Here is a 24,191-nt window from a genome sequence, read left to right as displayed (position 1 = left end):
GCCCCGGATTGCGGCGGTGAGCGCCTTATCCGGGCTGCGGTTCTCGTCACCTGCGGCATTTGTAGCCCGGGCAAGGCGCATCGCGCCGCCCCCGGGGGAAGGCCGCAGGATGCTGAAGAATAACCCGGAGGCGATGCTGCGCATCTGTCCGGGCTACCGAACATACGAACCCGTAGCCCCAGTGAGCATAGTGCGACCGGGGGAATGAACGGTAAAAATAGATAAAACATCACAACAACAAGACAGAAAAGGAAAATAGTATGCACGATCGGCGACTCGCCGCCCGCGCGGGTGAACTTAAGCCCTCCGCCGTCCGCGAACTCCTCAAGCACAGTAAGCTGCCCGGCGTTATCTCTCTGGGCGGCGGTATTCCGGCCCCGGAGCTTTTTGATACCGAAGGCCTGAACCTGGCGGTGCAGCAGGTGATGAACGGGCGCTTTAACGATGCGTTCCAGTACGGTTTGACCGAAGGTTATCCGCCGCTGCGTCAGGCCGTTAGCGAACTGTGTCAGGCGCGCGGCGTGGCCTGTTCGGCAAGCCATGTCTATATCACTTCCGGTTCGCAGCAGTCGCTGGATATCGTCGCCCGCACTCTGCTCGATCCGGGTGATGCGATTGTCGTTGAGCGTCCGACCTATCTGGCGGCGCTGCAGGTCTTCCAGCTGGCGCAGGCCAATATTCTCAGCGTGGATACCGACGATGACGGCATGCTGGTGGAACAGCTGGCCGATCTGCTGGAAACCACGCGTGTGAAAGCCGTTTACCTGGTACCGACGTTTGGCAACCCCGGCGGGAAAACCCTGAGCGAAGCGCGTCGCCGCCGCCTGGTTGAGCTGGCGAAAAAGCACGACTTCGTCATTATCGAAGACGATCCGTACGGTGAAATCAGCTTCACTGATGAAGTACGCCGTCCGCTGTATCAGTATGCGGTTGAGCTGGGCTGTGAAGATCAGGTGGTTTATACCTCCACCTTCTCCAAGATCCTCGCGCCGGGGATGCGTATTGGCTGGATCGTGATGCCGGACTGGCTGGCGCAGCAGACGGTGATCGTTAAACAGGCGGCGGATCTGCACACTAATATGCTCTCGCAGGTCATCACCGCGGAATACCTGAGCATGAACCGCCTGGAAAGCCAGATTGCCCTGATCCGCGAAGATTACCGCAAGAAGTGCGTGGCGCTGGCCGACGCGCTGGAATCGCAGCTTGGCGAGCATCTGGCGTTCAGCCGTCCTAAAGGCGGTATGTTCCTGTGGGCTCGCTTCCGTTATCCGTTCGATACCATGGAATGGATGAAGAAAACGCTGGAAAATGGCGTGGTCTACGTACCAGGAGAAGCGTTCTATAACGATAACCCGGATACCCGCACGCTGCGCCTGTCCTACTCGACGGTGTCGACAGAGGGTCTGATGACCGCCGTCGAGCGCCTGGCGAAGTCGCTGTAATCGCCGTGCTCCGCGCCGTCGGCGGCGCGGGGCTCCCTTCTCGTTTTCTTCTTTAAGCCCCTGTTTTTATGCGAATGCATGATCTGCCGGCGGGCGAAAATCATCAGTGCGTAATGTGAAAACGGGATTGGCGGGTTTTTTGAATCGCCCGCAGCCGATGGCTACGGGCGAGAGAAACACAGAGGCGGGCGGTTTTGCGGCTTATCGCCGGCCCCGGTCGTTAATCCTGGTCGGTAATGCGATCGTCAAGCCAGATCAGCATCAACGTGGAAAGAAAAGCAACAGCGACGGTACCAATAGCTAACAGCATAAGAAGAGCCTCAGGGGTTTTTATTATTTTTCTGCTTTGACCGATGAGCGATTATTTCTGTCTGTGATGGTGACTTTTGTTCCTGACTGGGATGTTGCGAGGGTGAAAAAATCGTCAGCATCAATATCGAAATTGAGAACGATTTCTTTGTACTTCCCACAATTCATTAACTCTTTTGCTTCTTTCATACTACTGGCTGTAATAGTAGGCATCAGTTTCATCTCGTTTAAAAACTGAGAAGCAAAATAAGAGCTTGTCGATACCAGATCAACTACTTTTTATGGTAAGGACAATCATGCATCAGATTGATGATTGCCGCTGCCAGTAGCGGATTGAAACATAATTTCTGTTTTACCTTTCCTGCCAGCGTTTCGTTTTGCCCATGGCGGCGAAAAATGCGCCGATCCTCGGCGGTGTATGTTTAACCGCTTTGCAATTTCGTGGCTAAGAGCAAGCCGCCCGCGGCGGCGGCCTGCTGGGGATGTTTAAAAGGCGTAGCCCACGCTAAGGCTGCCGCTGTAGCCGTGGCTGTCGCCGCCGCTGGCGACGTCAGCCTGGCCGCCAAGGTTCAGGCTCAGCGCACCGCGCGTGATGCTCAAACTGGCGCCAGCGTTGACCATGTCACGGCTATCGAAGGCCGCGTTCTGTACGACCTCATAGTGATAAACCTGTCCCTGAGTGCGTACCGAAGGGCCGCTGAAACTGTGTTCATAGCCGATATTTATCGCCGGTGTGAAGCGCCAGCCGCCGCCGTTTTGCGAATGAAATGCGATACTCACATTGGCAATACCGCTGGCGTTATTTTCACTGACGCGGTCGACGTTGAGCGCCAGCTCGCTGCCGCTTTCGCGGAAAGCGTCCATCCGCAGGTGGGTCAGGCGGGTCCCGACGGCGTACTCAACGCTGGCAAAATCGAGCGGACTGACGTAGCCGAGGCGCAGCGTGCCGCCAACCAGCTGGCCATGGGTATCGCCGGTGGCCGTACCCAGCCCGCCATTCAGCCGGCGCGTACTGCTATAATCGATCCAGCCTGCGTTAAGATCGGCGGCGGCAAAGAGGCCATGATTTAAATCCTCAAAAGCATAGCGACCGCCGAACCCCAGCAGGGTGGTGTTGGCATCCGCATCGGCGCTGGCGCTGCCCAGCGAGCCCCAGCTATATCCCAGAGTGCCGTAGCCGCTAAGCTGCGCGTTAAACCGCCAGGTATAGCCCAGCAGCGAGCCGGTGGTATGCTCATTACTGCTGGCGGCGCGGGCGGAACCATCGGTGCCAAGATAGCCGCTAAGCCCGGTCAGCCACAGCTTTCCTTCCCCATCCCGTAGCTGACGGCTATCAATATTCGGCGTTAACGCCCTGTCTAATCGCGAGCCGCTGCGCAGCAGGTAGCTGGCGGCGTCCGCGTAAATCTGCCCGCCGACCTGAGTCTCCACGCCGCCGAGGGTTCCGGCATCAATGGCCGATTGCAGATAATAGTTATAGTCGGTGTAGCGGCCCGATAGCTCGCTGTTTTGCAGGGCGTTAAGCAGCGCAGCGCCCTGCGCCGCATTCCCCCGCAGTTCGCTTTGTCCCGGCAGCTGGCCGTACTGCACCATTTTGCCGCGCAGGACGTAGAGCGTCTCCTGCGACAGCCCCAGGCCCTGCTTCAGATAGTTATCCACCGATCCGTACTCGCGGCTGATTTCATCCAGCCCGGCCTGAAGATAGCTGGCATCGACGCCCAGCAGCGGCTCGTAAATCGCCGCCATGGCGGGGGGCATCATCGCCAGGGTCGTTTCGACGCGCTGGCGGGTATAGTCGTTGGTGGCGAGGTAGTTTTCCATAATGGTCCCCTCATCGACGCCGGCAATGTTCAGCAGCATCGCGGCGGTCCAGCCGGTGCGGTCCTTGCCCGCGGTACAATGGAACAGCGCTGCGCCGTCGGCGCTGGCCAGATCGTTAAATAGCGTGGTGAACCGGGCGCGCATCCCGGCATCGCTGACGAAGGAGACGTTGGTCTGCTGCATCATCGCTTTGGCTTCAGCGGCGCTACTGAACGTTATTGAGGTGATGTTGCTGCCCGAAGCGGTGTTGCCGATGATATCAATATGGGTATATCTCGCCCCGTCGGGCATCACGTCCGGGCTGCTGGCGATTTCGCTGGCCGTGCGCAAATCATAAACATCGCTGATACCGAGCGTGCTCAGCGTCGCCTGGTCCGCGGAGGATAATGCCAGGGCATTAGAACGATAAAAAACGCCGGTGCGCAGGGTGCCGTCGTGGCTGGTGGTATAAACAGACGTCGTGCCAGCGATATCGCGGAAATTATCCATCGTAGCGAGTACGGGCGTATTTATCGGCGCAGCGTAGAGCACGCCGGAAACGGCGGCGGCGACCAGAGAGAGCGAAACGGGAATATAGCGAATCAACATAAGCCTCGATAATTATTGGTTATAATTTACTGTTTATTAAGGCTTGGAAATATAAGAGGAGATTGTGACGGAATTATTTCCAGAACGATTTTTTTAAAATAAATAGGGTGATAATAACGTCAGGATATCGATTAAATATAACTTTTTCGCGCGCTAAATACTGTTATTCATTCGCCATGTTTATGTTTAACATTCCGCTCGTCGCAGCAGAATGTTATTTTCTATTATTGTCAGCGAGTCATTTTGCGCAGTAATACGCCTTAATCCGGGCGCTGCTTTTCGCTCATCAGCTGGCGACAGCGCTGCTGGTCCTGGCTGATACTTTTCTGCTCTTCCGGCGTCAACTGCTGCCAGGTGTCCAGCATCCGTTGGCCCAGAGCGGGCACGTAGTGGGTCTTATGCAGCGCATAATCCGAATTGCCGCCTTCAATCATATTTTCCATATCGCGGAGAAACGCACGGCTGTCCTGATGGTCAATAACGCAGAAGACGGAGCGGTAGTACGCGACGTCCTCTTCGGCGTAGCGGGGCGTGAACCACCAGATAAGTAGAGCGATAAGCGCCAAAAGCGGGGCAATAAAAACGAGTTTCTTCAACATGAGTCATTCAAAAAGGCAAATTGAAGGATCAGTGTAGCTGTTGATGAAACAGGATGTAAGCGCCGTCGCGGGCCGGCAGCGTAATTCCGGCCCGCAGCGGCGCCGGTCAGTAGCCGACCTTATAGATCCGTCCGCTCTGAACGCCTTCTACGCTGCGGCGGTAGGCCTGAGCCACGCTGGCGGCGGGGACGCTGGTAAAACCGGGGAAGAAACCGTCGTAGGCTGCCGCCGATTCCGTTAATACGGTGGGGCTAATCAGGTTAATACGTATTCCGCGCGGCAGTTCGCAGGCGGCGGCGCGAACGAATCCTTCCAGCCCGGCGTTGACGGTGGTTGCATTGACGCCCTGAGCGATGGGCTCATGGGCGACGATCCCGCTAATCAGCGTAATAGATCCGCCGTCGTTCAGATAATGCTGGCCGGTCAGCGCCAGGCGAATCTGCCCCAGGAGTTTATCCTGTAGGCCCTGGTTGAAATCGCCGTCGGTCATGGTCGCCAGCGGGCCAAAGAAGAGATTGCCGGTGGCGGAAACAATCGCGTCTACCCGACCGGTTTTCGCAAACAGGTTCTGCACGCTCTGCTGTGAGGTGATATCGACCTGATAGTCGCCCTGAGTGCGGCCGACGCGAATGACTTCATGACGCTGGTTTAATTCTTGCGCAACCGCGCGGCCAACGGTACCGCTGGCGCCAATAATGATGATTTTCATAGCAGGTTCCTCTCTCGGGTGAGAGGCTATTCTTTAATAAAACAAATATCGGATAAACTGGCTAAAAGTTAAATGATTGCTAACCAGGGGTTTGTAATATGGATAAGCTGCGGGCGATGGAGACCTTTATTGCGGTCGTGGAGTGCGGAAGCTTTACCGGCGCCGCAGCGCGGCTCGAGATGTCGGCGGTGATGGTCGGGAAATATATCGCGCTGATCGAGCGGCAGCTTAATACCCGTCTTCTTGAGCGCAATACCCGCCGCCAGAGCCTGACCGACGCCGGGCGGGTCTATTTTGACGAGGCGAAACGCGTCCTGGAGCAGGTCTCCATCGCCGAAAGTTCAGTGGAGAGACTACGGGCCGCGCCCGCGGGCACGCTGCGGATAAGCGCGCCGACGTCGTTTGGCGCCTGCGTGATTGCCCCGCTGACCGCCACGTTTCTGCAGGCCTGGCCCGACGTGCGCGTGGAGCTGGATCTGACCAACCGGATGGTCGATCTGGTGGATGAGGGCATCGATCTGGCGATCCGCATCGGCGAGATCCGCAATAACGATCTGGTGGCAAAGTATCTCGCGCCCTACCGGATGACGATCTGCGCCGCGCCCGGGTATTTAGCCCGCCACGGTACGCCGACAACGCCTGCGGACCTGGCCGATCATCTCTGTTTGTCGCATACGGTGTGGACCGCGCGCAATGAGTGGAAGCTGCCGGGCGCGGAGGAGGGCGTACGCTGGAAGCGCGACGCTGTTCTGCGCTGTAATGATGGCTACGCGCTGCGAACGGCGGCGATCGCCGGCGCCGGGCTGTTGCTGCAGCCGGAAGTGCTGCTGGCGGATGCGCTCGAGTGCGGCAAACTGGTGCGCGTGCTCGAGGCGTATACCCCGCAGCCGAGGCCGATTCACCTGCTCTGGCGGCAGGATCTGCGGCCGCTGCCGAAGCTGACGCGCTTTGTTGAGCATCTTCTGCAGGGGCAGGGCCAGCCCGGGCAGACTGCTTAATTCTCTGCCGGGCGGCGGGCCTGATGTGATGGGGGATCTTGTCGCCCGGCAAGGCGTTAGCCGCCGCCGGGCAATCTGCTTAGTCGCGCAGCGCGTGGCGCCAGTCGGCGATCAGATCCTGCGGATCCTCAATCCCTACCGACAGACGAATCAGCTGCGGAGTAATGCCGTTGGCTAAACGCTGCTCCAGCGGGATCGACGCGTGAGTCATGCTAAACGGCTGGCTCACCAGGCTTTCCACGCCGCCGAGGCTCTCCGCGAGGGTAAACAGCTTCAGCTTGCGGATGATCCGCTCGGCGTAGCCATCGTCGCCTTTGACCACCACGGAGATCATTCCGCCGGGAAGCGCCATCTGCCTGCGCGCCAGCTGATGATGCGGATGCGAGGCCAGCCACGGGAACCAGACCCTTTCGACCTGCGGCTGCTGCTCCAGCCACTCGGCAAGCAGCAGCGCATTGCTGCTGTGGCGCTCCATACGTAGCGCCAGGGTACGAATACCGCGCAGCGTCAGGAAGCTGCTGAACGGGTCGAGGACGCCGCCGACCGCGTTTTGCAGGTAGCCCAGCTTTTCCGCCAGCGCGGCGTTGTCGCCGACCACCGCCAGCCCGGCGACCACATCGGAGTGGCCGTTAAGGTATTTGGTCGCCGAATGCACCACGATATCAAAGCCCAGCTCCAGCGGACGATGGATAGCCGGCGAGGCGAAGGTGTTGTCGGTGACGCTGATAATATTGTGCCGCCGCGCAATGGCGGCGATGGCGCTGAGGTCGGCCAGCTTAAGCAGCGGGTTGGTCGGCGTTTCAACCCAGATCATGCGCGTGTCGGGCCGAATGGCCGCTTCGATGGCCGCCAGATCGTCGGGCTTCACCCAGCTCACCCGCAGGCCGGCGCTGCGGCGGCGAACGTTTTCAATCAGCCGGTATGTGCCGCCGTAGACGTCGTCGACGGCGACCAGGTGGCTGTCTTTATCCAGCAGCTCCAGCACGGTTGAGATGGCCGCAAGGCCGGAAGCAAAGGCGTAGCCGCGCGTGCCGCTTTCCAGGTCGGCAATCGCCGTCTCCAGCGCGTGACGGGTCGGGTTGCCGCTGCGCGAATATTCGTACCCGGTATGCTGCCCCGGCGCGGGCTGAGCAAAGGTGGAGGTGGCATAAATAGGCGGCATCACCGCGCCGTGTTCATCGGTAAATGTGCCACTATGTACGCTCAGGGTATGCAAATTTGTCATTGAGAAGTCCTTACTGTTCGAGTCGGTTACGCCAGGTGGTCAGCACATCGCTGCGGGTAATGAGGCCAAGAAAACGATCGTTGTCGGCGATAACGGCCACCAGGCCGCGATCGAAAATGGCCTTCAGCGCGCTTTCCGGCGCGTGCTTATCCAGGGTCTCCACGTTACGGGTCATCGCTTCCCTGACCGGCAGAGAAAAGCGCTGACTGTCGCCCTGGACGTGGCTAATCAGATCCCATTCGTCGACGATGCCGACGACGCGGCCGTTTTCCAGCACCGGCAGCTGCGAGATGTCGTAGAGGCGCATACGCGCGAGGATGGCCGCCAGGGTATCGTCCGGCGCGGCGGTGACGGTTGCTCCTTCGTCGTGGCGCAGAGCGATAAAATCGCTGAGATCGCCGCGCGATGGACGGCTTAAAAAGCCCTGCTGGCGCATCCAGTCATCGTTAAACATCTTTGATAAATATTTATTGCCGCTGTCGCAGGCGAAGGTCACCACGCGTTTAGGTGATGTCTGCGCCCGGCAGTAGCGCAGGGCGGCGGTGAGCAGCGTTCCGGTAGAGGAGCCTGCCAGAATGCCTTCAACCTGCAGCAGCTGGCGGGCGGTGGCGAAAGCTTCGCTATCGGTGACGCGGTATGCGCTGCGGACGCCTTCAAGATGGGCCAGCGGCGGAATAAAGTCTTCGCCGATCCCTTCCACCAGCCAGGAGCCGGTTTCGCCGTAGCGCCCGGTTTCGACCTGGTCCGCCAGAATGGAGCCCGCCGGATCGGCGAGGATAAATTCCGTTTCAGGGGAGTGCTCAGCAAACCAGGCCTGAAGCCCGCCGAGCGTTCCGCCGGAGCCGACGCCGACGACGATCGCGTCAATATCGCCATCCAGCTGCTGGAAGATCTCCGGGGCAGTGGTGGTGGCATGCGCCAGCGGGTTAGCCTCGTTATTAAACTGGTCGATATAAAAGGCACCTGGCGTTTCGTCGGCAAGGCGCCGGGCGTAGTCCTGATAGTAGGCGGGATGGCCTTTGTTAACGTCCGATCGGGTAAGCTGCACCTGCGCTCCCAGCGCGCGCAGATGGAAAATCTTCTCGCGGCTCATTTTGTCCGGCACCACCAGAATCAGGCGATAATTTTTCTGCGCGGCGATCAGCGCCAGACCGAGGCCGGTATTGCCGGCGGTGGCTTCGATAATCGTGCCGCCGGGTTTTAATTTCCCTTCGCGCTCTGCCTGCGTAATCATGGATAGCGCGACGCGGTCTTTTATCGAGCCGCCGGGATTTTGATTTTCCAGTTTTAGAAACAGGCTGCAGGGGCCGGTATCAAGCTTATGGAGCTGCAGCAGGGGAGTATGACCAATCAGGTCGCTAACGGAATGAAAAACTGACATAACATTTTGCCCATTCGTATCGAGATGATTTGAATGGTAGGGCTGCAAAATTGGCATTTTAAAGAACTTTTGTCTGCCGCTAAGAGCAAAAAGGAATATAAGATGCTTTTTAGCCGTCCGGAGGGAAAGGTTGTTAGCCGCCTGGGCGTGTCGATTTCCAGAAAATAGCGCTTTTGCCCGGTTTTTCACCGAATTATCAGTTTTTACGCGCTGCTTTATCTCTATTTCAGAAATGGATTGCCGAAAATAATCGATGGTTCTTTGGGGCTATTTTAGGTGTTGGTGAAACTATCAACGCCGCGTATACCGGCGCGGCAGCCAAAGACAGAAATTCAGATGAAGGAAATTAAAGCTAATAAAGTCGGCCTGCTCGCTTCAATAAATCGTCTATATCAGGAACCTCTTTCCGGAAATATCCTGACTTGGGTGTCATTCGGCCGGGAAATTGTCTGGTACGATCCAGTTAACAGAACAGGAACATAATTTATACCTGAAAGACATATACATGTAATGATTCAGTCGTAACCAGTTACAAGGAAGCTACTATGAATAAAAACGACATGAGTCCTTTACCCACCAATACCCATGAGTGGTTTTTTAATCGTAACAGCATCATCATTTTGCTCGATATTGTTTTGTTTATCGTTCTCTACAACACGCTACCCTATGAGCCGAAGGTGGTCATGGGGCTGAGTATGCTCGCTTTTATCGCCGTATTATGGTTAACGGAAGCGCTGCACGTGACCGTTACGGCAATCATGGTTCCCGTCATGGCCGTGCTGCTGGGGGTATTTAATACCCAGGCGGCGCTAAACAGTTTCGCCAACTCAACGATATTCCTTTTCCTCGGCGGTTTTGCTCTGGCGGCGGCGATGCATGTGCAGGGGCTGGATAAAGTCATTGCCGATAAGGTATTAGCGATGGCGAGGGGTAAAATGCGCCTCGCGGTCTTTATGCTATTTGGCGTGACGGCGCTGCTGTCAATGTGGATCAGTAATACGGCGACGGCCGCAATGATGATGCCGCTGGTATTGGGGATCCTGAGTAAAGTCGATGGCAAAAACCGCCATTCGACCTATGTGTTTGTGCTCCTCGGTATTGCCTATAGCGCCAGCATTGGCGGGATGGCGACCATCGTCGGCAGTCCACCGAATGCGATTGCCGCCGCCGAGGTGGGGCTCTCCTTCTTTGACTGGATGAAGTTCGGTTTCCCGGCAATGATCGTCTTACTGCCAGTCGCTATTGCGATTCTTTACCTCGTGTTCAGGCCGGAACTTAAGGGGACCTTCGAAACGAATACTGAGCAGGTCGATTGGGATAAAGGCAAAATAGTCACCCTGGCTATTTTTGGCCTTACCGTATTCTTCTGGATTTTCAGCGGACCCATTAACGATCTGCTGGGCGGTTTTAAATCCTTCGATACCATCGTGGCTTTAGGCGCCATTATATTAGTCAATTTCGCCCGGGTGGTTCACTGGAAGGATATAGAGAAAACGGCTGACTGGGGCGTGCTGTTATTATTCGGCGGTGGTATCTGCTTAAGTAATGTGTTGAAAGAGACGGGCACCAGCCTGTTCCTGGCAAACCAGATTAGCGGGATGGTGGCTCATATGGGGATATTTATTATTATCCTGGTGATTGCAACATTCGTGGTGTTTCTGACCGAGTTTGCCAGTAATACGGCCAGCGCCGCTTTGCTCATTCCCGTATTTGCCTCAGTGGCCGAAGCGTTCGGCATGTCGCCTGTGATTCTGTCGGTATTGATTGCCATTGCGGCTTCATGTGCTTTTATGCTGCCCGTGGCGACGCCGCCAAACGCTATCGTTTTCGCCACCGGCCATATCAAGCAGCAGGAGATGATGCGCGCCGGCCTGTTTTTGAATGTCGCTTGTATCGTCGTTTTGACCGGATTTAGCATGTTGTTTTGGGTATAACTTCTGATAAGCGAGTTTCCACCCAATATCTTGCAAATTAAGACTGCCGTGCGGCGAATAATCGAACGGAGTTCGATGGAGAGTCCGGCCGCAGAAAAGCAAAAACCCGCCTTTTGGGCGGGTTCTTTAGATAGTGGTGCCTGGACTCGGGAACATTCAGTTACTTATCAATTTGATTTTTATCATAAATTCTTTCCCCTTATATTGTCAAGACCCATAGGTTGATCCGTATTTTTGCTTGTAAATCATAATGGTGGATTAAAATAAGTAGAAAACCTTTTGGTTCGATACTCCGATTCCTTATAAATTTATCGTAATGACATCTACGTTACGCGTGCTGTATACTTAATATCCACAGAAACACAAGAGGACAACACTATGCCAGCCGCAAACAGTATGGCGATGAAACGCGAAACTCTGAACCTGCGCATCAGGCCCGCTGAGCGCGATCTTATCGATCGGGCGGCGAAAGCCAGAGGAAAAAACCGCACTGACTTTGTGCTGGAAGCTGCCCGCGCTGCTGCCGAGGAAGCGTTGATCGAGCAGCGCATCATTATGGCCGATCCGCAGGCTTATCAGGAATTTCTTGCCCGTCTGGATCAGGCTCCTGCGCCCAATGCCGCACTGCGTAAAACTATGCAGACCCCTGCGCCGTGGGAGCAGGAAAAATGATCTCCACACCAGAGCCGCTTCATGCCGGGCACATTCTAACCCCGTTCTGCTGCGGCGTGGATTCTATGGATAACTGGCTGAAACAGCGGGCGATGAAGAACCAGCTTTCTGGCGCGTCCCGTACGTTTGTCTGCTGCCACGATGCTAAGGTGATGGCTTACTACTCGCTGGCGTCCAGCGCGGTAACGACAAACACCGCCCCCGGCCGCTTTCGTCGCAATATGCCCGATCCGATCCCGGTTGTAGTGCTGGGACGTCTGGCGGTGGATCGGTCGCTACATGGACAAGGCGTTGGGCGGGCGCTGGTGAGGGATGCCGGACTGCGGGTGATTCAGGTGGCGGAAACTATCGGTATTCGCGGGATGCTGGTTCACGCTCTGTCGAATGAAGCGCGGGAGTTTTACCTGCGCGTGGGGTTCGAGCCATCGCTGATAGATCCGATGATGCTCATGGTGACTTTGGGGGATTTGGTGGAGAGTATTTAGCAGATATATTTGTTCCATTCTGCATTAAATTCTGTGTTTAGATAAAATTACTCAGGGAATAGAAATGCTGTATCGGGTTGATGAAATACTGGGATATTTGAATCGTTGTGAGCGCATTACATCAAATCAGGCCGATCCATTAGAGCTTCTAGCTAAAAGACTTTCTTTACGTGGGTTGATCGTTAGTTCTATTTTCCTACTGCTAATGTTACTCCCTCTTGGAATCTACGCATTTTTTCCTGAGAAGCTATTCATCTTAGTGAGTAAATTTTTATTCATTTTGATGATGTTGAGTGGAATATTTACTTTATTAGTTGAGCCAGCATTGATGTTATTAGGTCTATTTAAATGGAAAACAATGACTTTGACTCGTTTTCTGAAGGAAGTTCAGGAAGATGAAGGGCATGTAGCAGCATTGCGCCGCTATGATGAAAATGAACTCAAGTATGCAGAACTTCAACTGATAAAAAAAATTACCGCCAATGAAAATCGCGTTAAAGCTTTCTTTGGTGAGAAAACAGCAGTATTTGCGTTACTGGCATTTTCGGTTCCGTTTATGAAAGAATTTTTTGGATGGGATGTTAATTTTTCGTTTTTTCTCTGGGGAGACGGTTTTTCTGGCTATGCAGATACCTTGCTAGGGTTTGTCTGGGCATTAATTTTTGGCATGTCTCTTGGCGCAATTGCTTTAAAATTAGTGACTGAACGGTATAAATACCAGTTATCTCTACTAAAGCAGACGCTCTGGATTAGAACTCTTTAGTAAAGAACAGGCTGGCAACATCATGAATCAAAAGATACTTCTAAAAGGTACCAATGGGCTTTAAGATACTGCCCATTGGTGAGTAGTGATATAAAATACAAAAAAGTCAGTTATCACTCTGTTTTTTTTGCATTCCATACCAAAGAACAGAGGGTACAGGTGTTCTAAAATGTCGGCAGGCAATGAAATCGAGTATAGTTAAACCTGCCTGTACCGCACTTGAATTTTTGAAAATATTATATCGTTCATTTTCCCGTAGCTCATCCATTCTGTTTTTATAATCACTCATATTATCAGGGAATGTTATTGGTGCCTCAGTTTCACCAGTGAAGGATTGTGCTGGATGAAAGTAAAGATGTTTATAAAGATCATTCGTTGGATACCATAGCTGAGAGCATACTTTAGTATATGATTCTTTTATACCTGTTAATAATGCGCGATATCCTTCTTCTTTTTCCAGTATTACACACCATCCCATTAAGGTGGGAATCATCCAGGACATGCTTGTTGTTTTTTCTTTTAAATATGTATCGTTGCTATTGCATTCCATACTGATGAGATCGTCAATAGAGTCTGTTGATATTGGATGTTCTCGTCCAATCCTAAGTACATAGTCCAGCCTCGAAATTAGTTCTCTAAGCCAATTTTCAATAGTTTCTTTTCTCCCCATCAGAGAAAGAAATATTAATCCTAGAGTAATTTCAATGACATTCTCATCAAGACGTGGTGAACCAGATGCGGGATTGTTTATGATTAATGCACACAAGCTATCAGCAACGATTTCGGCATTATGAATGTGAAGTACTCCATCATTATTATCTTTTCTAAGTGCGAGGAGAAAATTATTTAATCCGAGAGTTGCAAGTAAACCAATATGTTCAAAGACAGTTATATTGACCAGGGAACTTTCAGTTGAGTATAAAGAAACAAGATATTTTTCATGAAAATATGGCTGAAGGTTGGAAAAATATTCAGCAGAAATGTTAATATAACCTTGCCATATAACTTCAAAAGCAGAGAAGTATTTTTTTGGATCTTTTTCAAGATTGATCCGGTGCCATACCCATAGCAAGCATCGTTCGGATACAAATAAAGCTTGCTTGGTGTTGCCATCCTGTATCGCCCAGTAAGCTAATATATTAGTTGCGAGATAGCAGGTGCGGATTGACTTCTCCAATTCTGCTTTCTTGATTTCTTTAATTTTTTTTCCTTCATTATCAAGCATCAGTGTTCGTAGTAATAATCGATGAAAATCAATCCGTGAATAATCATTTTCACTAATCAATGATAGAGATTTTCTTAAGTCGGTTCTGTCAATGTCGTTAAATATATGTTCATTTAACATGTATTTTTCAATAAAAGTGGAAAGTTTGTCTGCTCCCCAGAAATCAAACTCATAGGATTTATGAACATCCAGATATCCGGCCCAGTTTTGATTTATTTCTTCTTTCATATCACCGCTGGTGGATAATATGATTTTCTTTGGTAACTTTTTGTGTTTTGGTTGTAAATGCTTTCTAAGGTAAACATCAAAAACTTCATTTAAACTCTGTCTTATGGATTGTGGTCCAGAATCCCATTCAGATCTACCTAGATCTTTTTGTTTAATTACAAATATAAATAGTTTTTTTTCTCCATCGTCAGGATCTTTACCTATTGCAGCAATATCGACACCATATTGTCTTGTGCCCGTTTGTGTAGTAAATAGAGGAACGATATCCATTGATAATAATAAATTAGGCAATAGTCTGTCGAGTTCATTTCTCTCTTTCAATGTTCGAATATATTGAGAAATTAATACCTTCATATTGTATCCTTTTTTGCTGTCCTGAACATTACCGTACGTATTTCATAGCCAACATTGTCCATAACATGCCTTCGTGGGAGAGAATAGCTACTCGAAAATGGATGAAGGTACGACGGTTCACTATACCCGGTATTAAAGCGATCATTGTAATGGAAAGAGGCTATTCCTGCTTTTAGTGGAATGCGGGTGGCTATTTTAGATAAAAATGAATCCTCATTGCTGATCTCTTGATTTTTAGCCATGACTTTATCCCGTTCTTTTTGAAAGGACAGTACATACGCTGAAGGCGGTTCGAATTCTTTTCTTCGTGGGTATTTTTTTAGAGAATTCAGATAGTCTTCCGTATGGGTAAGTATATCATCATATATTTTCAATTTATGGTTTTTCTTATTCACGATTTTATTTTTGCATTCGCTTATTACATCAATTACATAATTTGGATAGTCTATGGCAATTTCATTGGATATAACAGATAATACAAGATTATCGGTTCTTTTATTTGCGTTATCAACATTCAGTAATGATAATATCGACGACATTAAATGTTTTTCATTAACGATAAACCCCAGAGTTCTTCGTACCAGAAAAATGAAATCTCTTTCTGTAAAATTGTTAATAATTGGAAGGCTATAACTTAATAAATGGCTGCTATCATTAACCATTAAATGTGTGGATAGTAATCGTGAAAACTCGGCGATTTCTGGAATGTTATCAATAAGTGCTAATGTAAAAATTTTATTTATTAACTCACTGGATTTTGTAGCATTATATAAAAAGCTCTTTATTTCCTGAGATTTTATCACTATAGAACCATTTTTTATCATTACAAACAGACAACTAATCACTAGCTGATGTTTGGTTTCATCTTCAGTGAGTGATGATAAAATATGAAAAACTAGTCCTCTGAGTTCGACATCATCTCCTGAGTTAATACAGATGGTATTTATCCAGTCAGGAAAGTCAGCGTGAGATTGTAAGTTTTTAGCCATGGCTATTCTTTGGCAAAGCAATGTTATTGTTTTTATATGATTATCCTTAAGTAACTTATGGATAATTTGACAAAAATCAGGTATTTTATCTATTGTGTTTACGGTTGCTTGTATAGCAGCATTGGAAATATCTGTAACCGGAGAAGCAATCTTATCTTTGATGATTAATTTTATTTCATCGTTACGATATTCTATATTATTTATTTCTACAAATCTGCCAAGTATGCACAGTGCTTGAGGAGACAAAATGACGTCATTTTTTTCTATATCATCGAGCAAAATATCAATAGCCGATGCATAGTTTTCTTTTTTTAATGAAAATAAGGTAATGTTATAGAGGTGAAGAGTTTCTAGTTTTATATCTGAATGAAATTTATTAATTATCTCATAACATTTTTGAGGGTTATTGGTCAGTCGTTCTCCTAATAATGTAAATGTACCAACGTATTGGTTGTGTTTTTTGTAAATGACGGAGAAGAAATTAAACAGAGTGTTTATATCTATATTTCTGGAATGCTTTATGAATTGATCGGCCAGAGATGTAACCTCATATTGGTTACGTTTAGATGCGAGCAGCACCTGCCATACGTTGATCTTATCTTCATATAAACTGAGAAATAAGCCAGCGGTTGAACAATCGCCGCGCAAAGACTTTTCCCATATGCTAAAAGCAGTTTGTATTATGGTTTTCTCCGCATCGGCGCAATCACTGTCTGTTTCTGAAAAATAATGACGAACAACATAATGATCTCTATCTTCATAAGATGAAAAGATTAATTTATCGCCCTTTAAATAATAGCCTTCTAATTTCTCTTTCAGTAAAAAAGAAAGTTCCTGTTCAGTGAGTTCATGCGCCAGCACATCGGATCTTGCTAAAAAAAGTTTATGAGCGATATTTTGAACAATATTATCCTTCATTATCATTCCTCCGGTAGGGCCGGGTTATGCCTGTAAGTTTTAACTCTATGCTTTATACCAGAAAAATGAGTCTGGCCAGCCTTATCAAATCAATATCTGTGCTTTTTATCATAAGCATGGATATGTTTTGCATACTGTGGAAGAGGATCGATACCTGGTTTAACGAATTGGCTGATACATAGAGAACTATACCTCACCAACAGGATCTTTTATTTTCTGCGACCCACCTTCCACAACCTCACTTGCCGTTAATCCCTAATCGCGGTATCTTTTACCCGCACCTGCAAATTCAGGTACCGGGATTGGAACCCCGAGAAATGTTACAGGCGACATACGACGCGCCCGCGTCTTTTTTTATGTCGTGCGCTCAGCTATACCTCAATGGTGGGCTGGGCGGGGGCACCGTAAGGTGCGCCGGTTGCCTGTAACGCCGGTAGTTCCAACCCCGTTCAGTCCACCACCATGAGATTGGAACCTCTGGTGGTGGGTTTTTAACCCGTTACAGGAGGCTGCCACTATGGCTACTACCCTCATCCAGACACACCCGTTACTTTCCGTTCACTTCAATGCCGCTACGGACTTCACCGTCCTTGCCGATCACTGCGAAAATTTCGCCGAAACCCTGATAGAAAACGACGATCCTACGCTCAAAATGGCGCTTTGCGGCAGGCTCAACGCCGCTCTGACATTGCTCCAGCCTACGCTGTTAGAACCCGTCCCGCCCCATCTTGTTGAAAGCCTGACCGTCGATACTCTCCCGGCGAATTCCCCCGAGTTTGGACCGGAATGCACCGAGCTTTGTCGCTACTGCCTCGCCCTGACGCAGACGCTGGCGGAGCAGGGATTTTCTTCTGAAAAGGAGAAACAGTTGAGTTACTTGCTGTACGACCTGATCAACTACTTCGCGGCGGAAATGAAAGCCCCGCGCTGGCTGCGCACCGTCGACGGCGTGAAGTTTATTGATGGGGAGGCGGCATGAGCATGATGAAACCGGAATGGCATTCCGCAGATATTATCGCGGCGCTGAAAAAGCGTGGAACGTCGCTTTCAGCCGTTTCCCGCAAATCCGGGCTGGCGTCCTCCACGCTGACAAACGCGCTGATAAGGCACTGGCCCAAAGGCGAAAGGCTGATCGCCGAAGCGCTGGGCGTTGCGCCAGAGAAAATCTGGCCTTCCTGTTATAACTAGTCAGGCCAGAGATGGGGACTGCGGATTTCCATTTCCAGAAAAGCAAAAACCCGCCTTTTGGGCGGGTTCTTTAAATAGTGGTGCCCGGACTCGGAATCGAACCAAGGACACGGGGATTTTCAATCCCCTGCTCTACCGACTGAGCTATCCGGGCAACGGGGCGCATTAAACCTGATTCACCGCACCTCGTCAACGAAATTTATCTGTTTCGCAGCAGACTGAACAATCTATCACCACATTGCGTCAAAAGCACGCATCTTCAGGCGAAAAACGCCGTCCAGGCCACTGAAATCGGCATCGCCAGCACCAGGGCCGGCAGCATATTCACCACGGCGAACATTTTAATTCCGCAGATGCGCAGACCGGTCGCGACCAGCAGCATGCCGCCGACGGCGGTGAAATCCGCCATCATCATCGGCGTGGTTAACGGCATAATTAGCGACGCGCAGGCCGCCAGCGCCAGCTGGATGGCCAGCATCGGTACGCAAATGGCCGAGACGGCCAGCCCCAGGGTGCAGGCGAAGATGGTGGCGGTAAAGAAGTCGAGAAACGCTTTGGCAATAAGAATGCTGGCGTCGCCGGTCATTCCTTCGCGCATCGCGCCGAAAATCCCGGTTCCGCTGGCGCAGAACAGCACGATTATCGCGACGTAGCTTTGAATATAGGACTCATGCGCTGAGACCTTTTTCTGCCCCTTTTTGGGCGAAAGCAACTGCTGGAGCTTACTGACCAGCGTATTAATGCCTTTCTCCATGTTGCACACTTCGCCGAGCAGCGCGCCCACCAGCGTTGAAAGCACCATCACCGGCAGGTTGGCGCATTTGATCACCAGCAGAATGCCGATGCCCAGCGACGCGAGGCCAAAAATAGAGGTCATTGATGTACGAATCCGTTCCGGCAATCTTTGACTTAAGAGTGCGCCGAGTACGCCGCCCAAAAGGACCGCGCCGGCGTTAATAAATGGCCCTGTAACCACAGCATGACTCCTGTTAATTATCCCTAATGACTGCATTATTATGACGCTAAACGGGCCAAAAGGCTTGCGCATCCGTGGTATGGCTGCATACGTAATTCATCTTGCGCGGTAGATTTAAAGGTGACATGATTGCGCGAATTTTCTCCTCTCCTGAATGAGGCCGCCGTGATGACGACATCGCCGCTACATCGCCGTTGCCGCTGCGTACAGATGCGCAGGCAGCCTCGTCTTGCTACCCTTACACTGCAACTTCTGCCCACCATGCGGTGAGCGTAACGCAGGCTCACTGCAGGACAACAGTAAGATCGGACGCGGTCTGCTTTTACTGATGTCTGGCGGTCGGAGCTGGGATCCAGTCAGACCCTGACATTTCGTTGGCCAGAGCCCAGACGCCCTGGCCGAAGCCTTTTACTCTCCGGAAACGGGTATTCGCGCTCATGAAATCAATGCACATTGCCGCCAGCCGCGAGCTGGTATCCCGCCTGTCCACCCACCGTTGCGTTGTGGCCCTGGACAGTACAGATTTTACCGATGTGGCGGCAGTCGTCATTACCGTAGCGGACAGCCGCAGCGGCATCCTTGCGTTACTGAAACGCACCGGGTTCAACCTGCCGGTTTATCTGTTCAGTGACGCTGACCACGAAAAACCAGAAGGCGTGACGGCCATCGTTAGCGGCAAAGAGCAGGAGTGGCTCGAACTGGAAGCCGCCGCCTGCGGCTATGAAGAGAATCTGCTGCCGCCGTTCTTCGATACGCTGACCCAATACGTTGAGATGGATAACAGCACCTTCGCGTGCCCGGGCCATCAGCACGGCGCCTTCTTTAAGAAGCATCCGGCGGGACGGCAGTTTTTCGACTTCTTTGGTGAAAACGTCTTTCGCGCCGACATGTGCAATGCCGACGTTAAGCTTGGCGATCTGCTGATTCATGAAGGGTCTGCCAAACACGCGCAGAAGTTCGCGGCGAAGGTCTTCAACGCCGATAAAACCTACTTCGTCCTTAACGGCACCTCTGCGGCGAACAAAGTGGTGACCAACGCGCTGCTGACGCGCGGCGATCTGGTACTGTTTGACCGTAACAACCATAAATCCAATCATCATGGCGCGCTGATTCAGGCCGGGGCAACGCCGGTTTATCTCGAAGCGTCGCGTAATCCGTTTGGTTTTATTGGCGGTATCGACGATCGCTGCTTCGATGAGAAACATCTGCGCGAACTGATACGCGAGACGGCGCCGGAAAAAGCCGATGCGCCGCGCCCGTTCCGCCTGGCGGTGATTCAGCTCGGTACTTATGATGGGACGGTGTACAACGCCCGCCAGGTGGTCGATAAAATCGGCGGTCTGTGCGACTACATCCTGTTTGACTCGGCCTGGGTCGGCTACGAGCAGTTTATCCCGATGATGGCCGACTGTTCGCCGCTGCTGCTGGACCTGACGCCGGACGACCCGGGCATTTTTGTCACTCAGTCGGTGCACAAACAGCAGGCCGGTTTTTCGCAAACGTCGCAGATCCATAAAAAAGATAACCACCTGCGCGGACAGGAACGTTTTTGCCCGCATAAGCGGCTCAACAACGCCTTTATGCTGCACGCCTCGACCAGCCCGTTTTATCCGCTGTTCGCCGCTCTGGACGTGAATGCCAAAATTCACGAAGGAGAGAGCGGGCGCCGCCTGTGGGCGGAGTGCGTGGCGCTGGGTATCGAAGCGCGCAAGGCGATTATCGCCAACTGCAAAATGATCCAGCCGTTTATTCCACCGGTGGTGGCGGGGCGTCCATGGCAGGATCATCCCACTGAAGCCATCGCCCGCGAACGGCGCTTCTTTAGCTTTGAGCCGGGCGCGCGCTGGCACGGCTTCGAAGGCTATGCCAGCGATCAGTATTTCGTTGACCCCTGTAAACTGCTGCTGACGACGCCGGGGATCGATGCGGAGAGCGGAATCTATGGTCACTCCCGTTTTTGCAACACCGATTTTGACGACAAGTTGGCTTGCTTGAATCTATCCGGCGTCTGAATGGGATTTTATTCCCGCGCCTTGATGAGTTCCGCGCCTGATGAACCTCCAGAAAATATACGGCTTCAATGAGCCTTTCCGTTTTACAGGTTCCTCAACAGGCCGGTGGGCCGTTAGTATCATCAATATCAGTATTCGCAAAACCAGATCAGTAATTCTTTAAACCGGTGTATTTCTGCCGTTATGCTACATAAGTTTGCTGTCGTGCCGTTAGGGCCCAGGCTATTCTGGCCAGCTTGTTTGCCAGAGCACAAGTGACGACAAAGTTGCTTTTCCGGCACAGTAAATCCCTGACCCAATCGGCCAATTTGCCAGACTGGTGTTCCAGTTTTTGTATGAATACCCTGGCACATTGAACCAACAAAGTTCGGATCTTTTTATTACCTCGCTTACTAATTCCCAGCAATGTCGTCCTACCTCCCGTACTGTACTGCCGAGGTACAAGCCCTGTTGCCGCCGCAAAGTCACGGCTGCTGGCGTACTGCTTCCCGTCGCCAATCTCAGTTGAAATAGTACTCGCTGTCAGTGTTCCGACGCAGGGAATGCTCAGCAAGCGCTGTCCAACCTCATCTTCGTCCAACTTTCGTTTCAACTGGGATTCCAAATCTTTAATCTGCTCAACAAGATAGTGATAATGCTGTTGTAATTTCAGCAATAACTGGCTGAGGTAAAGAGGCAAACTATTATCCTCAAGAATGGTACTCAGTCGGCTAATAACGGCAGCTCCTCGGGGAACGCTAATGCCAAATTCCAGCAGAAAAGCATGCATTTGATTGGTTGTTTTTACCTTATCCTGAACCAGGGATTCACGGACACGATGCAGAGCCCGCATTGCCTGCTGAGATTCCGTTCTGGGCTGCACAAAACGCATAGACGGACGCGATGCAGCTTCACAAATAGCTTCGGCGTCGACAAAGTCGTTTTTATTGCTTTTAACGAACGGGCGGACAAATTGTGGTGATATCAGCTTTGGGGAATGCCCCAACCCTTCCAACTTGCGTGCCATAAAGTGAGAACCGCCACAGGCTTCCATTGCGATGGTTGTAGCGGGGCATGTCGCCAAAAATTCGATCAACTTTGGCCGGGTAAATTTTTTACGGTAAACAGCCTTCCCGCGACGATCCTGGCAATGAATATGGAAAGAGTTTTTACCCAGATCGATACCAATGAGCGCAATGTTTTCCATGATAGTTCTCCGAATGAAAGCCTGTCCTCAGCATAGTACCGGGAAGGAGGGAGTGACCATCTCATTAAATATACCGATTTTGGTATCCCGGCGACCATTCTGGCCCACTACCTGCGCGAAAACGGCATCGTGCCGGAGAAGTGCGATCTGAACTCCATTCTGTTCCTGCTGACGCCCGCAGAGAGCGCCGAGAAGCTGGCGCAGCTGGTGGCGATGCTCGCCCAGTTTGAGCAGCATATTGAATCCGACACCCCGCTGGCCGATGTTCTGCCGACCATTTTTAATAAATATCCGGTGCGCTATCGGGATTACACCATCCGCGAGCTGTGCCAGGAGATGCATAACCTGTACGTCAGCTTTGACGTGAAGGATTTGCAAAAAGAGATGTTCCGCAAGAGGAGCTTCCCGCGCGCGGTGATGAACCCGCAGGACGCCAACCGCGAGTTTATTCGCGGTAACGTTGAGCTGGTGCGCTTAAGCGAAGCCGAAGGGCGCATTGCGGCGGAGGGCGCGCTGCCGTATCCACCGGGCGTGCTGTGCGTCGTGCCTGGCGAAATCTGGGGCGGGGCGGTGCTGCGCTATTTTCTGGCGCTGGAGGAAGGCGTCAATATGCTGCCGGGCTTCTCGCCGGAGCTCCAGGGGGTCTACAGCGAAACGGACCCTGACGGCATTAAGCGGCTATATGGCTATGTGCTGAAAGCATAAAAAACGCGCCCCGTTGATAACACCGGGGCGCGTTTTTTTATTCGTAAATCTGGGGTAAGCCGTTTATTTAATGTGCGACGGTCTGCGCCCCGGTTGGTACGCGGACGTGCTTGTACTTAAACAGCGCCACAAAGGCAAAAGCCAGAACCAGCGAATAGCCGGCGAAAATCAGCCACACGGTTTGCCAGTCGGTAATCCCTTCGAGGGTGAAGTGCTCCACCACTTTGCCGCTTACCATCCCGCCAAGTATGCAGCCGAAGCCGTTGGTCATCATCAGGAACATCCCCTGCGCGCTGGCACGGATTTCCGGGCGAACCTCTTTTTCCACAAACACCGAACCCGAGATGTTGAAGAAGTCGAAGGCGCAGCCATAAACGATCATCGACAGCACCAGTAGCACGGTGCCGAACGGGGTCGGGTCGCCGTAAGCGAACAGGCCGAAGCGCAGCATCCACGCCACGATACTAATCAGCATCACGTTTTTGATGCCGTAGCGGCTGAGGAAGAACGGGATGGTCAGGATGAACAGGGTTTCCGAGATCTGCGAAATCGACATCATCACCGAGGCGTGCTGCACGATAAAGCTGCTGGCGAACAGCGGATCTTTATCAAAGCTGTGCAGGAAGGTGTTGCCGAACATATTGGTGATTTGCAGTTCGGCGCCCAGCATCATCGAGAAAATAAAGAAGATCGCCATACGTTTGTTTTTAAACAGCGCGAAGGCATCAAGGCCCAGCATGGCGGTCCAGCTCTGGTTTTTCTGCTGATTGGCCACCGGAATATGCGGCAGCGTCAGGGTGAAGAGCACCAGCAGCAAGGAGAGCGCCGCGCCGATATAGAGCTGCATATGGCTCAGTTCAAAGCCGGAGAAGCTGACGCCCCACATGGCGAGGATAAAACCAATGGTGCCCCAGATACGAATCGGCGGGAAATCGGTCACGATATCCATATCCGCAGACTGCAGGCGGTAGTACGAAATGGTGTTAATCAGCCCCAGCGTTGGCATATAGGCCAGCGAGTTGAGCAGGATGACGAGGAACATTTCGCCCGGCGTGGTGACTTGGGCGGCGAGCCACAGGGTTAGCGCGCCGACCAGATGGCAAATGGCATAAACCCACTTGGCGCTGATCCATTTATCGGCAACGATACCGAGCAGCGTCGGCATAAACACCGCGGCGATACCGAGTGAGCTATAGACCGCTCCGATGGCCGCACCGTCGAACTTGAGGGTGACGAACATATACGAGCCGAGCGTGGTCAGCCAGCTTCCCCAGAGGCAGAACTGCAGGAACGACAGTACTTTGAGCTGCAGCTTAAGATTCATGTTTTGATCCTCACGGATATAGAATTGTTTTGTGTTTTAAATAACATTTATGGCGTTATTTTGGTTGGATTCTATCATTTATGCGATGGATGCTTTTGTTAACTGCCGCAGAAAATCGCAAAACAGTTGCGCAACTCTATTGTGTATAGCAGAAGGAAGG

Annotated in this window: 20 protein-coding genes, 1 tRNA gene and 2 pseudogenes; 11 read left to right on the top strand and 12 right to left on the bottom strand. The window is 51.6% G+C overall.

Annotated elements, in window-relative coordinates; all coding sequences use genetic code 11:
* Window positions 1–260 precede the first annotated feature (260 nt).
* Entirely contained in the window at window positions 261–1,442 is a 1,182-nt protein-coding gene (locus BJF97_RS25055) for an aminotransferase-like domain-containing protein (protein ID WP_014226856.1), read from the top strand.
* Window positions 1,443–1,775: 333 nt separating this feature from the next.
* Here BJF97_RS25055 and BJF97_RS25050 read toward each other — a convergent pair whose 3' ends face one another.
* The 4 genes from BJF97_RS25050 to BJF97_RS25035 form a co-directional block, all read right to left on the bottom strand.
* Entirely contained in the window at window positions 1,776–1,964 is a 189-nt protein-coding gene (locus BJF97_RS25050; RefSeq protein WP_014226855.1) for a hypothetical protein, read from the bottom strand.
* 273 nt (window positions 1,965–2,237) lie between these two features.
* Window positions 2,238–4,160, bottom strand: coding sequence for a tyrosine-protein phosphatase (locus tag BJF97_RS25045; protein WP_032692868.1), 1,923 nt, complete (start codon window positions 4,158–4,160; stop codon window positions 2,238–2,240).
* Window positions 4,161–4,420: 260 nt separating this feature from the next.
* Entirely contained in the window at window positions 4,421–4,759 is a 339-nt protein-coding gene (locus BJF97_RS25040) for a hypothetical protein (RefSeq protein ID WP_032692867.1), read from the bottom strand.
* 106 nt (window positions 4,760–4,865) lie between these two features.
* Window positions 4,866–5,468: a short chain dehydrogenase gene (locus BJF97_RS25035; RefSeq protein WP_025105932.1), complete on the bottom strand. Its 603-nt coding sequence runs from the start codon at window positions 5,466–5,468 to the stop codon at window positions 4,866–4,868.
* A gap of 98 nt (window positions 5,469–5,566) precedes the next feature.
* Between BJF97_RS25035 and BJF97_RS25030 the strand changes: the two genes are divergently transcribed.
* A complete protein-coding gene (locus BJF97_RS25030) occupies window positions 5,567–6,466 on the top strand; it encodes a LysR family transcriptional regulator (RefSeq protein WP_032692866.1) in 900 nt (299 codons plus the stop codon).
* Window positions 6,467–6,545: 79 nt separating this feature from the next.
* On the opposite strand, the gene BJF97_RS25025 is transcribed toward BJF97_RS25030, so the two are convergent.
* Both BJF97_RS25025 and BJF97_RS25020 read right to left on the bottom strand, forming a co-directional pair.
* Complete coding sequence (locus BJF97_RS25025) at window positions 6,546–7,691, bottom strand: trans-sulfuration enzyme family protein (RefSeq protein WP_004854188.1); 1,146 nt, start codon at window positions 7,689–7,691, stop codon at window positions 6,546–6,548.
* A gap of 10 nt (window positions 7,692–7,701) precedes the next feature.
* Window positions 7,702–9,072 (bottom strand): pyridoxal-phosphate dependent enzyme, encoded by a 1,371-nt coding sequence (locus BJF97_RS25020; RefSeq protein WP_025105933.1) that lies wholly within the window; start codon window positions 9,070–9,072, stop codon window positions 7,702–7,704.
* Between the two features lie 173 nt (window positions 9,073–9,245).
* Here BJF97_RS25020 and BJF97_RS34835 point away from each other — a divergent pair, with 173 nt between their 5' ends.
* The 5 genes from BJF97_RS34835 (at window position 9,246) to BJF97_RS25000 (ending at window position 12,926) form a co-directional block, all read left to right on the top strand.
* Window positions 9,246–9,422 (top strand): hypothetical protein, encoded by a 177-nt coding sequence (locus tag BJF97_RS34835; protein WP_177341169.1) that lies wholly within the window; start codon window positions 9,246–9,248, stop codon window positions 9,420–9,422.
* Between the two features lie 195 nt (window positions 9,423–9,617).
* Entirely contained in the window at window positions 9,618–11,006 is a 1,389-nt protein-coding gene (locus BJF97_RS25015; protein WP_032692865.1) for an SLC13 family permease, read from the top strand.
* A gap of 378 nt (window positions 11,007–11,384) precedes the next feature.
* Window positions 11,385–11,678, top strand: a complete 294-nt coding sequence (locus BJF97_RS25010; protein WP_032692864.1) for a type II toxin-antitoxin system TacA family antitoxin — start codon at window positions 11,385–11,387, stop codon at window positions 11,676–11,678.
* A complete protein-coding gene (locus tag BJF97_RS25005; protein WP_032692863.1) occupies window positions 11,675–12,163 on the top strand; it encodes a GNAT family N-acetyltransferase in 489 nt (162 codons plus the stop codon). The genes BJF97_RS25010 and BJF97_RS25005 overlap by 4 nt, the downstream gene beginning before the upstream one ends.
* A gap of 64 nt (window positions 12,164–12,227) precedes the next feature.
* A complete protein-coding gene (locus tag BJF97_RS25000; protein WP_032692862.1) occupies window positions 12,228–12,926 on the top strand; it encodes a hypothetical protein in 699 nt (232 codons plus the stop codon).
* A 106-nt stretch (window positions 12,927–13,032) separates the two neighbouring features.
* Here the strand turns inward: BJF97_RS25000 and BJF97_RS24995 are convergent, their stop codons facing one another.
* On the bottom strand, window positions 13,033–14,733 hold the full coding sequence (locus BJF97_RS24995; protein ID WP_032692861.1) for a hypothetical protein: 1,701 nt from the start codon (window positions 14,731–14,733) through the stop codon (window positions 13,033–13,035).
* The gene (locus BJF97_RS24990; protein ID WP_032692860.1) at window positions 14,730–16,640 is read right to left on the bottom strand and encodes a hypothetical protein; all 1,911 of its coding nucleotides are present in this window, start codon (window positions 16,638–16,640) and stop codon (window positions 14,730–14,732) included. Before BJF97_RS24990 ends, BJF97_RS24995 begins: the two co-directional genes overlap by 4 nt.
* A gap of 517 nt (window positions 16,641–17,157) precedes the next feature.
* Between BJF97_RS24990 and BJF97_RS24985 the strand changes: the two genes are divergently transcribed.
* Entirely contained in the window at window positions 17,158–17,619 is a 462-nt protein-coding gene (locus BJF97_RS24985; protein WP_032692859.1) for a hypothetical protein, read from the top strand.
* A gap of 2 nt (window positions 17,620–17,621) precedes the next feature.
* Window positions 17,622–17,828: a helix-turn-helix domain-containing protein gene (locus BJF97_RS24980; RefSeq protein WP_032692858.1), complete on the top strand. Its 207-nt coding sequence runs from the start codon at window positions 17,622–17,624 to the stop codon at window positions 17,826–17,828.
* A gap of 78 nt (window positions 17,829–17,906) precedes the next feature.
* Here the strand turns inward: BJF97_RS24980 and BJF97_RS24975 are convergent.
* Window positions 17,907–17,982: transfer RNA gene (locus BJF97_RS24975), tRNA-Phe, on the bottom strand.
* A 105-nt stretch (window positions 17,983–18,087) separates the two neighbouring features.
* Complete coding sequence (locus BJF97_RS24970; protein ID WP_004135818.1) at window positions 18,088–18,804, bottom strand: DUF554 domain-containing protein; 717 nt, start codon at window positions 18,802–18,804, stop codon at window positions 18,088–18,090.
* 437 nt (window positions 18,805–19,241) lie between these two features.
* On the opposite strand from BJF97_RS24970, the pseudogene speC reads away from it, so the two are divergent.
* Window positions 19,242–20,747: pseudogene (gene speC / locus BJF97_RS24965) on the top strand (ornithine decarboxylase); the annotation flags it as partial.
* Window positions 20,748–20,997: 250 nt separating this feature from the next.
* Here speC and BJF97_RS24960 read toward each other — a convergent pair.
* Complete coding sequence (locus BJF97_RS24960; protein WP_001567384.1) at window positions 20,998–22,002, bottom strand: IS110-like element IS4321 family transposase; 1,005 nt, start codon at window positions 22,000–22,002, stop codon at window positions 20,998–21,000.
* Window positions 22,003–22,068: 66 nt separating this feature from the next.
* Between BJF97_RS24960 and BJF97_RS24955 the strand changes: the two are divergent.
* Window positions 22,069–22,707: pseudogene (locus BJF97_RS24955) on the top strand (ornithine decarboxylase); the annotation flags it as partial.
* A 67-nt stretch (window positions 22,708–22,774) separates the two neighbouring features.
* Here the strand turns inward: BJF97_RS24955 and BJF97_RS24950 are convergent.
* Window positions 22,775–24,031 carry a nucleoside permease gene (locus tag BJF97_RS24950; protein ID WP_049101233.1) on the bottom strand — a complete coding sequence of 419 codons (1,257 nt, stop codon included), beginning with the start codon at window positions 24,029–24,031 and terminating at the stop codon, window positions 22,775–22,777.
* Window positions 24,032–24,191: the final 160 nt, after the last annotated feature.

It is taken from the genome of Klebsiella sp. LTGPAF-6F, assembly GCF_001753185.1.
GTDB classification, from domain to species: domain Bacteria; phylum Pseudomonadota; class Gammaproteobacteria; order Enterobacterales; family Enterobacteriaceae; genus Klebsiella; species Klebsiella michiganensis.
This window is presented reverse-complemented; position numbering and strand designations above follow the sequence as displayed.